Raw genomic sequence first — 13,035 nt, forward strand, 5'->3', positions numbered from 1 at the left:
AGGCCATCACATGAAGCTACGCGGCCTGTACGCGATCACCGACAGCCAGCTGCTCGCCGGCCGTTTCCTTTCGCATGTCGAGGCAGCGCTCGAAGGCGGTGTCTGCCTGCTGCAGTACCGCGACAAGGGTGACGATGCGGCGCGGCGCCTGCGCGAGGCCGAAGCGCTGATGCGACTCTGCGAACGCTACGGCACCCAGCTGATCATCAACGATGACGCCGAGCTGGCCGCGCGCCTGGGCGTCGGCGTGCATCTGGGGCAGACCGACGGCCCGCTCACACCCGCCCGTGCCTTGCTTGGGCGCAACGCCATCATTGGCTCGACCTGCCATGCCAGCCTCGACCTGGCCGCACAGGCCGCCAGCGAAGGCGCAAGCTACGTGGCCTTCGGCCGCTTCTTCAATTCCCTGACCAAGCCCGGCGCCCCGGCCGCCCGCCTCGAACTGATCGAGCAGGCTCGCGCCCAGGTCAAGCTGCCGATCGCAGTGATCGGTGGTATCACCCTCGACAACGCCGCCCCGCTGGTCGCCCATGGCGCCGACCTGCTGGCGGTGATCCACGGCCTGTTCGGTGCCGACAGCGCGCAGGAAGTCACCCGCCGCGCCCGCGCCTTCAACGCCCTGTTCGCTTCCTGATTTCGAGAGAAGATCCCATGTCCCGTTCCGAAACCCTGTTCGCCCAAGCCCAGAAGCACATCCCCGGCGGCGTCAACTCGCCAGTGCGCGCCTTCAAGAGCGTCGGCGGCACCCCGCTGTTCTTCAAACATGCCGAAGGCGCCTATGTGGTCGATGAAGACGACAAGCGCTACGTCGACTACGTCGGTTCCTGGGGCCCGATGATCCTCGGCCACGGTCACCCGGACGTACTGGACGCGGTACGCCGTCAGCTGGAGCACGGCCTGTCGTACGGTGCGCCGACCGCCATGGAAACCGAGATGGCCGACCTGGTCTGCTCGATCGTGCCGTCCATGGAGATGGTACGCATGGTCAGCTCGGGCACCGAAGCCACCATGAGCGCCATTCGCCTGGCCCGTGGCTACACCGGTCGCGATGCGATCATCAAGTTCGAAGGCTGCTACCACGGCCACTCCGACAGCCTGCTGGTCAAAGCCGGTTCCGGCCTGCTCACCCAAGGCGTGCCGAGCTCGGCGGGCGTGCCGGCCGACTTCGCCAAGCACACACTGACCCTGCCGTTCAACGACATCGCAGCCGTCGAGAAGACCCTCGCCGACGTTGACCAGACAGTGGCCTGCATCATCGTCGAGCCGGTAGCCGGCAACATGAACTGTGTACCGCCGGCGCCAGGCTTCCTCGAAGGCCTGCGCGCGCTGTGCGACAAGCACGGTGTGGTGCTGATTTTCGATGAAGTGATGACCGGTTTCCGCGTATCGCTGGGTGGCGCACAGGGCCACTACGGCATTACCCCGGACCTGTCGACCTTCGGCAAGATCGTCGGTGGCGGCATGCCGGTAGGCTGCTTCGGCGGCAAGCGCGAGATCATGGGTTGCATCGCCCCGCTCGGCCCGGTCTACCAGGCAGGCACCCTGTCGGGCAACCCGCTGGCGATGGCCGCCGGCCTGACCACCCTCAAGCTGATCAGCCGCCCGGGCTTCCACGACGAGCTGAGCGCCTTCACCAGCCGCATGCTCGACGGCCTGCAACAACGCGCCGATGCTGCCGGCGTGCCGTTCGTCACCACCCAGGCAGGTGCGATGTTCGGCCTGTACTTCACCGGTGCCGACGACATCGTCACCTTCGACGATGTGATGGCCAGCGACGCAGAGCGCTTCAAGCGCTTCTTCCACCTGATGCTCGAGGGCGGTGTGTACCTGGCACCGAGTGCGTTCGAAGCGGGCTTCACCTCCATCGCCCATGGCGAGAAAGAGCTGCAGATCACCCTGGATGCGGCCGAGCGGGCATTTGCCAAGCTGAAGTGACCAACCTGATGGCCTCATCGCGGGACAAGCCCACCTCCACTGCTACCGTCTGTGGAGGTGGGTTTGTCCCGCGATGAGGCTGCTTCAGAGCAAAACGTGAGCCCCATCACAAGTCGCACAAATACACCTCGATGCAGAATTTCGAGTAAAACTTTGTAAGGTTGGCGCTGCTTATCCCATAATGTGCCACCAGAGACATTGGCCGCAGCTTTGCAGAGGTAAGTCGATCCCCATGAACCGCACCGGCCGCGCCCTCACCCTGGGCTGCCTGTTGCTTCTTCAGCCCCTGCTGGTCCTGGCAGAGGGCGGTAACTCGTTGCTGATTCCAGCGACGGGCCGCTGCACTCTCAATGCCCAGCCGCAAGACCTGGAGAATGCGCTGAAAGCCTGCGCGCAAAGTGCGGAATCCGGCGATGCCCAGGCGCAGTATGAACTGGGCGAGTTCTACTACACCGGCAACCAGGCCCCCAAGGACCTGAACAAGGCACTGAACTGGTTCGAGAAAGCCTCGCTGCAGGGCCACGCCCAGGCCCAGTATCGTCTGGGCGGCATGTTCTTCCATGGCGAGGGGGTCAAGGCCAACAACGTCCAGGCCTATATCCTGCTGAAGATCGCTGCGGTCAACGGCGCCGAAGACGCGCTGGACATGGCCGACGAAGTCACCGAGCAGATGCCCCGCGACGAACTCGAGCATGCCACGCAAGTGCTGGGGCAGATCTTCCGCAAGTACCTTCTGGAGCTGCAAAGCGCCGAAGGGCGCACGCCGTTCTCGCCGCTGCCCTGATCCGATCATCCAATCGTCAAATGGTGCTGGCAGACTGTCAGCCTTGCCCTTGATCGTTTCAGATCTTTCGCCACTGTCGCTCAAGGGTTATTCTTGAGTTCATATCCCTCGTCGAGCGCCTTGAACCGACCTTGAACGCACCCATACAACCCCATCGCTTCACCCTCGAACCCTTCGAGGCCCACCGTTTCGCCAACTTGTGTGGCCAGTTCGACGAGCACCTGCGCCTGATCGAACAACGCCTGGCCATCGAGATTCGCAACCGCGGCAATCAGTTCGAACTGATCGGCGAGCCCAAGACCACCTCCGCCGCCGAACAGCTGCTGCGCCGTCTCTATCGCGAGACCAAGGCCACCGACCTGTCGCCGGAAACGGTCCACCTCTATCTCCAGGAGTCGGCGGTCGAGAACATCGACAATCCCGCCGTCAACGAAGTCAGCGTCTCGCTGCGCACGCGCAAGGGCAACATCCGCCCGCGCGGGGTCAACCAGCAGCGCTACGTCAAGGAAATCCTGGCCAACGACATCAACTTCGGCATCGGCCCGGCCGGCACCGGCAAGACATACCTGGCCGTGGCCTGCGCCGTCGATGCGCTGGAGCGCGAGCAGGTGCGCCGCATCCTGCTGGTACGCCCGGCGGTCGAAGCCGGCGAGAAGCTCGGCTTCCTGCCCGGCGACCTGGCCCAGAAGATCGACCCTTACCTGCGCCCGCTGTACGACGCCCTCTACGAGATGCTCGGCTTCGAGCACGTGGCCAAGCTGATCGAGCGCCAGGTGATCGAGATCGCCCCGCTGGCCTACATGCGGGGCCGCACGCTGAACAACAGTTTCATCATCCTCGACGAAAGCCAGAACACTACCCTCGAGCAGATGAAGATGTTCCTCACCCGCATCGGCTTCGGCTCGACTGCTGTGATCACCGGCGACATCACTCAGGTCGACCTGCCGCGTGGCACCAAGTCGGGGCTGGCCCACGTGATCGAAGTGCTCAGGGACGTCCCGGGCATCAGTTTCACCCATTTCCAGCCCAAGGACGTGGTACGCCATCCGCTGGTGCAGCGCATCGTCGAAGCCTACGATCGCTTCGAAGCCCGTCAGGCCAAGCCCGAGGCGCCCGCCAAAGATGCTTGAACTCGATCTGCAACGGGCCACCGATACCCCCGCCCCGGACGACGCGGCATTCCGCCGCTGGTGCGAGCTGGCATTGCGCCAGCGCAGCGCCGACTCGGAAATGACCATCCGCCTGGTCGACGAGGCCGAGGGCCGCGAACTGAACAACACCTACCGGCACAAGGACTACGCGACCAACGTATTGTCCTTCCCTGCTGACGTGCCCGATGAACTGCTGGATATTCCGCTGCTGGGCGACCTGGTCATCTGCGTGCCGGTGGTCGAGCGCGAAGCCAGCGAACAAGGCAAGGCGCTGGAGGCACACTGGGCGCACCTGGTCATTCACGGCTGCCTGCACCTGCTCGGCTACGACCACATCGACGACGATGAGGCCGAGGAAATGGAAGCCCTGGAACGCGAATTGCTGGCCGAACTGGGTCATCCTGACCCGTACGCCGATGACGACACCGATTCAATCAACCCTTGATCACTGCAAAGGAACACGAGTAAACCGCCATGAGCGAAGATCGATCGAGCAACGGGCAGAAGTCCTGGCTGGGTAAACTGACCCAGGCTTTTGCCCATGAGCCGAAAAACCGCCAGGAGCTCCTCGAGCTGCTGCGCGAAGCCCATCAGAACAAGCTGCTCGACAGCGAAGCGTTGACCATCGTCGAAGGTGCCATCCAGGTCGCTGACCTGCAGGTACGCGACATCATGGTCCCGCGCTCGCAGATGATCAGCATCAAGGCCAGCCAGTCCCCACGCGAATTCCTGCCGGCGGTGATCGACGCCGCGCACTCGCGCTACCCGGTGATCGGTGAAAGCCATGACGATGTGCTCGGGATCCTGCTGGCCAAGGACCTGCTGCCGCTGATCCTCAAGGAGAACGGCGACAGCTTCAACATCAAGGACCTGCTGCGCCCGGCCACCTTCGTGCCGGAGTCCAAGCGCCTGAACGTGCTGCTGCGCGAGTTCCGCGCCAACCACAATCACATGGCCATCGTCATCGACGAATACGGCGGCGTCGCGGGCCTGGTAACCATCGAGGACGTGCTCGAGCAGATCGTCGGCGACATCGAGGACGAGCACGACGTCGAGGAAGACAGCTACATCAAGCCACTGCCCAGTGGCGACTTCCTGGTAAAAGCGCTCACGCCGATCGAGAACTTCAACGAGTTCTTCGACAGCGAGTTCTCCGACGATGAGTTCGACACTGTCGGCGGCCTGGTCATGAGCGCCTTTGGTCACCTGCCAAAGCGCAACGAGACCACCGAAATCGGCGCCTATCGCTTCCGCATTCTCAATGCCGACAGCCGCCGGATACACTTGCTGCGCCTGACCCCGATCACCCGCTAAGGACGAACATGCGCTGGATCACCCGCCCCGGCTGGCCCGGTAACCTGCTGGCCATGGTGGCCGGCGCTTCCACCTCCCTGGCCCTGGCGCCCTTCGACATCTGGCCGATCGCCTTGCTGGCGATCATGCTGTTCTACCTTGGCCTGCGCGAGCTCAGCCCGCGCCAGGCTTTGGGTCGCGGCTGGTGCTATGGGTTCGGCCTGTATGGCGCTGGCACCAGCTGGATCTACGTCAGCATCAATACCTACGGCGGGGCGTCGCCCTTGCTGGCGATCCTGCTGCTGGTGGCATTCTTCGCCGCCATCGCCTGGTTCTTCGCCCTGCCCGCCTGGCTCTGGGCGCGCTGGCTGCGGCGCAACGAGGCACCACTGGCTGACGCCCTGTGCTTCGCCGCCCTGTGGCTGTTACAGGAGGCGTTCCGCGGCTGGTTCCTGACTGGTTTCCCCTGGCTCTACGCCGGCTACAGCCAGCTTGACGGTCCGCTGGCGGGGCTTGCGCCACTGGGGGGCGTCTGGCTGATTTCCTTCGCCCTGGCGCTGTCTGCCGCACTGCTGTGCAACCTGCACCGTTTGCGGGCACGCCCGGCCTTCCTCGCGGTGGGCGCACTGCTGCTGGTCGCCCCGTGGGGCATCGGCCTGGCACTCAAGGACCACGCCTGGACCCGACCGGCCGGCGAGCCACTGAAAGTGGCTGCGGTGCAGGGTAACGTCGAGCAGGACCTGAAATGGGACCCGGCCCACGTCAACGCCCAACTGGCGCTGTACCGCGACATGAGCCTGAGCTCCAAGCCGGTCGACCTGTTGATCTGGCCCGAGACCGCAGTACCGGTGCTCAAGGACCAGGCCCAGGGCTACATCGACATGATGGGCAGCTTCGCCTCTGGCCGTCATTCGGCGCTGATCACCGGGGTGCCGATCCGCGAAGTGGTGCACCACCAGCGCCGCTACTACAACGGCATCACCGTGACCGGCGAAGGCGACGGCACCTACCTCAAGCAGAAGCTGGTGCCATTTGGCGAGTACGTACCGCTGCAGGACGTGCTGCGCGGGCTGATCGAGTTCTTCAACCTGCCGATGTCCGACTTCGCCCGCGGGCCGGAAGACCAGCCTCTGCTGCAGGCCAAGGGCTATCAGATAGCGCCGTACATCTGCTACGAAGTGGTCTACCCGGAATTCGCCGCAGAGCTGGCAGCGCAGAGCGATCTGCTGCTGACCATCAGCAACGACACCTGGTTCGGCACCTCGATCGGCCCGTTACAGCACCTGCAGATGGCACAGATGCGCGCACTCGAGGCGGGCCGCTGGATGATCCGCGCCACCAACAATGGTGTAACGGCCCTGATCGACCCGTTCGGCAGGATCACCACCCAGATTCCGCAGTTCCAGAAGGCGATTCTGTATGGTGATGTGGTGCCGATGCAGCAGCTCACGCCTTACCTGCAGTGGCGCTCGCGGCCATTGGCAATCGTCTGCGTGCTGCTGATGGGCTGGGCGCTGCTGGCAGCCAGGATCGCCAGAGCCCTCTAACGGGCTTTTTTCACGGGCAAGCCCGCTCCCACAGGCACTGCAAGGTCTTAAGGACCCAGTGCCTGTTGGCGCGCGCTCCCCTTGAAGAGACCAGCACAGCGTTTGCCACATCAATAGAACAATCGATATCCCAGCAGCCCTACCGCCTCGTTGAGCAACTGCCCGCTCTGCCAGATCGCCCGGCTTTCCGGCAGCAGCCCGGCAAACGGTCGTGCATGATCGCCCCCCAGGAACCCCACTGGCGCGGGCACCACTTCGAACCCCACCTGCTCGAAGCTCCAGCGTGAGCGTTGCATGTGCCAGGCCTGGGTCACCACTACCACACGGCGCAGGCCCAACGGCTGCAGAACATCGGCGCTGAAACGAGCGTTTTCCCAGGTCGTGCGGCTGGCCTCTTCCTTCCAGGCCACATCCACCCCGAAGTCAGCCTTGAGCCGATCGGCCATCAGTTGCGCCTCGCTCGGCGGCGTGCCGTAGTGCAGGCCGCCGGTGGTCAGCACCGGCAAGCCCGAAGCCTTGGCCAACTGCGCCGCATATCGCATGCGCTCCAACGCCGTGCCAGCGGGCTGGTCCTGTCCGCCCCAGGCCGGATCGCCACGCTCCCGACCTGCGCCCAGGATCACGATGGCATCGGCACGCGCAGCCAACCCGGCCCACTCATCCAGTGCCAGGGGCGCCTCGGTTTCCAACGCCCGTGCCGACTCCTGTACCACCAACGGCAGGCTCATCAGCCACAAGCCCGCCAGCCCGATGAAAAAGCACAACCCGGCCAGGCGCGGGCGGCGCTTGCGCAGCCACCAGGCCGCCAGCAGCAACAGAAACAGCAAGCCCGGCGGCATAAGCCACTGCTTGACGAAAAAACGAATCGGCATGCGCGCACCTCAATAGAAGAGGTGCAGCCTAAGAGGATCGACGCCGGGCAACAAGTGCGCGACCGGCGTCGATCAGAGTGGTGTATCGAAGAAGCGTCACGAAACGACGCGGGCCTGGTGTCCTGAACGGCTATCGGGAAGGTTGCGTTCTGGATCTGTCCATTGCAGCGGGGCGCTGCCGGTCCTTGAGCCAGACGATCTTGCCCTTGCCCGACTCCGGCTGAGGGTAGGCGCCGGCACTGGCGAAACGGCTCTCCGGAAGCGTGTCCAGATAAGCCTTGATCACCTGGAACTCCGCGGGGCTCAGGCCGCGCAGCTCCAATTCTGCTGGCATTTCGTCGCGCAGTCGCACCGAGGTTCTGGCCACTTCGAGTGCCAGGCCCAGTCGGTCGATCAGGCGTTCGTATAGCTCCGGTTTGATTGCGGTTAGCTGCGACTCTCCCATCCGTTCACCTCATTGAAGGTAAGAATATCTCCCCCCATAGATGAGCTTAGCGGCACTGAAAAAAGCAGCAGCCCGCTGCGACAAACGGCCCGCGCGGCGTCAATCGCATTCTGGGTTTCCCACGACGCGCGACGCTCATGTATGCTAGGCCGTTCACTCTCATCGACACCGGAGTGCCGGACGCAGCGAGGTTGCGCTGCCTGGAAACAAGGTCTCTTCACTCTCAGCAAAAGTAGCCATGCACGAACAATACCAGCCCCGTGATTTAGAAGCCGCCGCCCAGAACTTCTGGGACGAGCAACAATCGTTCGCTGTCACCGAACAGCAAGGCAAGGATACTTACTATTGCCTATCGATGTTCCCGTACCCGAGCGGCAAGCTACACATGGGCCACGTGCGCAACTACACCATCGGCGACGTCATTGCCCGCTACCAGCGCATGCTGGGCAAGAATGTCCTGCAGCCGATGGGCTGGGATGCCTTCGGCATGCCGGCGGAAAACGCGGCGATGAAGAACAACGTCGCCCCGGCCAAGTGGACCTACGAAAACATCGAATACATGAAGACCCAGCTCAAGAGCCTGGGTCTGGCCTTCGACTGGTCGCGTGAAGTCACCACCTGCAAGCCGGACTACTACCGCTGGGAGCAGTGGCTGTTCACCCGCCTGTTCGAAAAAGGCGTGATCTATCGCAAGAACGGGACCGTGAACTGGGACCCGGCCGACCAGACCGTGCTGGCCAACGAGCAGGTCATCGACGGCCGCGGCTGGCGTTCGGGCGCGCTGATCGAGAAGCGCGAGATCCCGATGTACTACTTCCGCATCACCGACTACGCCGACGAGCTGCTTGAAAGCCTCGACGAGCTGCCGGGCTGGCCCGAGCAGGTCAAGACCATGCAGCGCAACTGGATCGGCAAGTCGCGTGGCATGGAAGTGCAGTTCCCCTACGACCAGGCGAGCATCGGTCACGAGGGCGCGCTGAAGGTCTTCACCACGCGCCCCGACACTCTGATGGGCGCCACCTACGTCGCCGTCGCCGCCGAGCACCCGCTGGCCACCCAGGCCGCCCAGGGCAACCCGGCGCTGCAAGCATTCATCGACGAATGCAAGAGCGGCAGCGTGGCCGAGGCCGACATGGCCACGCAAGAGAAGAAAGGCATGCCCACCTCGCTGCTGGTCGAGCACCCGCTCACCGGCGAGAAGCTGCCGGTCTGGATCGCCAACTACGTGCTGATGCACTACGGCGATGGCGCGGTGATGGCTGTTCCGGCCCATGACGAGCGCGACTTCGAGTTCGCTCAAAAGTACAACCTGCCGGTCAAGGCCGTGGTGCGCACCAGCGCTGGCGACGAAGTCGGCAGCGAATGGCTGGCCGCCTATGGCGAGCACGGCCAACTGATCAACTCCGGCGAGTTCGACGGCCTGGACTTCGCCGGCGCCTTCGACGCCATCGAAGCCGCGCTGATCCGCAAGGACCTCGGCAAGTCGCGCACCCAGTTCCGCCTGCGCGACTGGGGTATCAGCCGCCAGCGCTACTGGGGCTGCCCGATCCCGATCATCCACTGCCCGTCCTGCGGCGACGTGCCGGTGCCGGAAGACCAGCTCCCGGTCGTGCTGCCAGAGAACGTGGTGCCGGACGGCGCTGGCTCGCCACTGGCGCGCATGCCCGAGTTCTATGAGTGCACCTGCCCGAAATGCGGCACCGCGGCCAAGCGCGAAACCGACACCATGGACACCTTCGTCGAATCGTCCTGGTACTTCGCCCGCTACGCCTCGCCCAACTACGAGGGTGGCCTGGTCGACCCGAAAGCGGCCAACCACTGGCTGCCGGTCGACCAGTACATCGGCGGTATCGAACACGCCATCCTGCACCTGCTTTACGCACGCTTCTTCCACAAGCTGATGCGCGACGAAGGCCTGGTCACCTCGAACGAGCCGTTCAAGAACCTGCTGACCCAAGGCATGGTCGTCGCCGAAACCTACTACCGCGTCGCCAGCAACGGCGGCCGTGACTGGTTCAACCCGGCCGACGTCGAGGTCGAGCGCGATGCCAAGGCGAAGATCATCGGCGCACGCCTGAAGACCGACGGCCTGCCGGTGGAAATCGGCGGCACCGAGAAGATGTCGAAGTCGAAGAACAACGGCGTCGACCCGCAGGCCATGATCGACGCATACGGCGCCGACACCTGCCGTCTGTTCATGATGTTCGCCTCGCCGCCCGACATGAGCCTGGAGTGGTCCGACTCCGGTGTCGAAGGCGCGAGCCGCTTCCTGCGCCGTGTCTGGCGCCTGGCTCACGGCCATGTTGCCCAGGGCCTGCCAGGCAAGCTGGACATCGCTGCCCTGGACGACGCACAGAAGGTCATCCGCCGCGGCATCCACGCAGCAATCAAGCAAGCCAGCACCGACGTGGGTCAGTTCCACAAGTTCAACACCGCCATCGCCCAGGTGATGACCCTGATGAACATCCTGGAAAAGGCCCCGCAAGCCAGCGAACAGGATCGCGCCCTGCTGCAGGAAGGCCTGGAGGCCGTCACCCTGCTGCTTGCACCGATCACCCCGCACCTCTCTCACGCACTGTGGAAGGAACTGGGCCACACCCAGGCGGTGATCGATGCTGGCTGGCCGGTCGTCGACGAAAGCGCGCTGGTACAGGACACCATCACCCTGGTGGTCCAGGTCAACGGCAAGCTGCGTGGCCAGGTCGAAATGCCCGCTGCCGCCAGCCGCGAGGAAATCGAAGCCGCCGCCCGTAACAACGACAATGTCCTGCGCTTCCTCGATGGCCTGACCATCCGCAAGGTCATCGTGGTACCGGGCAAGCTGGTCAACATCGTCGCCAACTGATGGCAACGCCCGCCCTTTAGACACGGAGCGGGCGGAACAGGCCCACAAGGGAGCAACAACATGATCAAACGCAATCTGCTGGTAATAGGCCTGGCCGCCGTGCTCAGTGCCTGCGGTTTCCAGCTGCGCGGTACCGGCACCAACGAAATTGCCCTCAAGGAGCTGGACCTCGGTGCACGTAACGCCTTCGGCGAGACCGTCACCCAACTGCGCCAGACCCTGCAGAACAGTGGCGTCAAGGTCCAGGCCGGCGCGCCCTACAAACTGGTACTGACCAACGAGCAGGACAGCCAGCGCGCGGCGACCTACTCCGGCGGTAGCCGCTCTGCTGAATACGAGCTGACCACCGTGCTGAACTACGAGGTTCAGGGTCAGAACGATGCAGTACTGCTCGCAGACAAGCTGGAAGTACGCAAGATCTATGTCTACGACGGCAACAACATCACCGGCTCCACCCAGGAAGCCACTCAGGTTCGCCAGGAAATGCGTCGCGACCTGGTCCAGGGCATGATGGTCCGCCTGCAGCAGCTTACCCCGGAGCACCTGGCGCACCTTCAGCGTAAGGCTGACGAGCGTGCCCGCGCCGAAGCCGAAGCCCTGAAAGAGGCCCAGCGCATCCAGGACAACACGCCCCAGCAATCGCCGCTGGAAGTCCCGGCCCATTGAGCCTGAACGGGGCACCGCTGGTGCCCCGCCCATCCCATGAAGCTTTCTCCCGCCCAACTCAACAAGCACCTGCAAGGCACACTGGCCCCGGTCTATGTGGTCAGTGGCGACGATCCGCTGCTGTGCCAGGAAGCCGCCGACGCCATTCGCGCCGCCGCGCGCCAGCAGGGCTTCGATGAACGCCAGGTGTTCAGCGCCGATGCCAATTTCGACTGGGGCAGCCTGCTGCTGGCCGGTGCCAGCCTGTCGTTGTTCGCCCAACGTCGTCTGCTGGAGTTACGCCTGCCGTCGGGCAAACCCGGCGACAAGGGCGCTGCCGCGCTCATGGAGTATTGCGCCAACCCTGCCGAAGACACGCTGCTGCTGGTCAGCCTGCCCAAGCTCGACGGTAGCGCGCAGAAGACCAAGTGGGGCAAGGCCATCATCGAAGGCGAACACTGCCAGTTCATCCAGATCTGGCCGGTGGACGCCCAGCAATTGCCGCAATGGATCAACCAGCGCCTGTCCCAGGCCGGGCTGTCGGCACAGCGCGATGCCGTCGACCTGATCGCCGCACGGGTCGAGGGCAACCTGCTGGCGGCCGCCCAGGAGATCGAGAAACTCAAGCTGCTCGCCGAGGGCAACCAGATCACCGTCGAGACCGTCCAGGCCGCCGTCGCCGACAGCGCCCGCTTCGATGTCTTCGGCCTGGTCGATGCCATCCTCAACGGCGAGGCCGGACATGCCCTGCGCATGCTCGAAGGGCTGCGTGGCGAGGGGGTCGAGCCGCCGGTCATTCTGTGGGCGCTGGCCCGCGAGCTGCGCCTGCTGGCGGGGCTGGCCCAGCAGTTCAGCCAGGGTGTACCGCTGGACAAGGCCTTCAGCCAGGCGCGCCCGCCAGTGTGGGACAAACGCCGTCCTCTGGTCAGCAAAGCACTGCAGCGCCTGTCAGCGCAACGTTGGGCGCAACTGCTGCAGGATGCCCAACGCATCGACGCACAGATCAAAGGCCAGGCCGAGGGTTCGCCGTGGACCGGGCTGTCGCGGCTGTCGCTGTTGATGGCCGGGCAGCGTCTGGCACTGCCTTCGGAATAATTGGGACTACTGTGGGGGCGGCGGTTCGGCGCCCCGACTTGCCCACGAACCAGGCAACGCGGTGAGTGGCACCGGCTGCGCCGGTGTTCGCGGGCGAGCCCGCTCCCACAGGGGTGTCACAGGTCGTCACTCAACGTCAATACACACAATCAATTGGCTCCCCGTTCGCCTAGGCCATAAAGTCGGCCCCCAAGTTCATCCAACCTGGGAACCCGCCATGAGCAAGAAGCCGAAAAAGCACGGCCCCAACAAGGCCAAGTCGATCATCGCCCAACCCCTGTTCCGCTGCCGCCAGGAACGACCGGAAAAGGGCAAGGGCAGCTACCGCCGCGAAGCCTTCCAATCGAGAGATTGGGAGGCTTCTTGCTTTCTGGCCGCCTGAAAAAGGCGCAGGCATGATATGGTCGGCACCTGAACTGCAAA

13 protein-coding genes are annotated in these 13,035 nt (G+C 64.1%); 11 read left to right on the forward strand and 2 right to left on the reverse strand.

The features are described 5' to 3' along the window. Positions 1–10 precede the first annotated feature (10 nt). The 7 genes from thiE (at position 11) to lnt (ending at position 6,710) form a co-directional block, all read left to right on the forward strand. Positions 11–634 carry a thiamine phosphate synthase gene (gene thiE, locus IAE40_RS18830; RefSeq protein ID WP_197892065.1) on the forward strand — a complete coding sequence of 208 codons (624 nt, stop codon included), beginning with the start codon at positions 11–13 and terminating at the stop codon, positions 632–634. A gap of 17 nt (positions 635–651) precedes the next feature. Beyond that, the gene (hemL, locus tag IAE40_RS18835; RefSeq protein ID WP_200603686.1) at positions 652–1,935 is read left to right on the forward strand and encodes a glutamate-1-semialdehyde 2,1-aminomutase; all 1,284 of its coding nucleotides are present in this window, start codon (positions 652–654) and stop codon (positions 1,933–1,935) included. Positions 1,936–2,167: 232 nt separating this feature from the next. Beyond that, positions 2,168–2,719, forward strand: a complete 552-nt coding sequence (locus IAE40_RS18840; protein WP_153774462.1) for a tetratricopeptide repeat protein — start codon at positions 2,168–2,170, stop codon at positions 2,717–2,719. 131 nt (positions 2,720–2,850) lie between these two features. Further along, positions 2,851–3,849 carry a PhoH family protein gene (locus IAE40_RS18845; RefSeq protein ID WP_112897246.1) on the forward strand — a complete coding sequence of 333 codons (999 nt, stop codon included), beginning with the start codon at positions 2,851–2,853 and terminating at the stop codon, positions 3,847–3,849. Then, positions 3,842–4,315, forward strand: a complete 474-nt coding sequence (ybeY, locus tag IAE40_RS18850) for an rRNA maturation RNase YbeY (protein ID WP_063542617.1) — start codon at positions 3,842–3,844, stop codon at positions 4,313–4,315. The genes IAE40_RS18845 and ybeY overlap by 8 nt, the downstream gene beginning before the upstream one ends. A gap of 29 nt (positions 4,316–4,344) precedes the next feature. Next, entirely contained in the window at positions 4,345–5,184 is an 840-nt protein-coding gene (locus IAE40_RS18855) for an HlyC/CorC family transporter (protein WP_054892824.1), read from the forward strand. A gap of 8 nt (positions 5,185–5,192) precedes the next feature. Next, complete coding sequence (lnt, locus tag IAE40_RS18860) at positions 5,193–6,710, forward strand: apolipoprotein N-acyltransferase (RefSeq protein ID WP_200603687.1); 1,518 nt, start codon at positions 5,193–5,195, stop codon at positions 6,708–6,710. Positions 6,711–6,820: 110 nt separating this feature from the next. Here lnt and IAE40_RS18865 read toward each other — a convergent pair whose 3' ends face one another. After that, on the reverse strand, positions 6,821–7,582 hold the full coding sequence (locus IAE40_RS18865; RefSeq protein WP_200603688.1) for a YdcF family protein: 762 nt from the start codon (positions 7,580–7,582) through the stop codon (positions 6,821–6,823). A gap of 130 nt (positions 7,583–7,712) precedes the next feature. Then, the gene (locus IAE40_RS18870) at positions 7,713–8,027 is read right to left on the reverse strand and encodes a hypothetical protein (protein WP_054892821.1); all 315 of its coding nucleotides are present in this window, start codon (positions 8,025–8,027) and stop codon (positions 7,713–7,715) included. A 238-nt stretch (positions 8,028–8,265) separates the two neighbouring features. Between IAE40_RS18870 and leuS the strand changes: the two genes are divergently transcribed. From leuS to arfA, 4 genes are all read left to right on the forward strand, one after another. Further along, positions 8,266–10,872, forward strand: a complete 2,607-nt coding sequence (gene leuS, locus IAE40_RS18875) for a leucine--tRNA ligase (protein ID WP_197892059.1) — start codon at positions 8,266–8,268, stop codon at positions 10,870–10,872. A 60-nt stretch (positions 10,873–10,932) separates the two neighbouring features. Continuing rightward, positions 10,933–11,538: an LPS-assembly lipoprotein LptE gene (locus tag IAE40_RS18880; RefSeq protein ID WP_197892057.1), complete on the forward strand. Its 606-nt coding sequence runs from the start codon at positions 10,933–10,935 to the stop codon at positions 11,536–11,538. Between the two features lie 36 nt (positions 11,539–11,574). Then, complete coding sequence (gene holA / locus IAE40_RS18885) at positions 11,575–12,612, forward strand: DNA polymerase III subunit delta (protein WP_112897242.1); 1,038 nt, start codon at positions 11,575–11,577, stop codon at positions 12,610–12,612. Between the two features lie 217 nt (positions 12,613–12,829). Continuing rightward, entirely contained in the window at positions 12,830–12,994 is a 165-nt protein-coding gene (gene arfA / locus IAE40_RS18890; protein WP_039580593.1) for an alternative ribosome rescue factor ArfA, read from the forward strand. Positions 12,995–13,035: the final 41 nt, after the last annotated feature.

Source organism: Pseudomonas sp. S44 (genome assembly GCF_016624805.1).
Lineage (GTDB): Bacteria > Pseudomonadota > Gammaproteobacteria > Pseudomonadales > Pseudomonadaceae > Aquipseudomonas > Aquipseudomonas machongensis.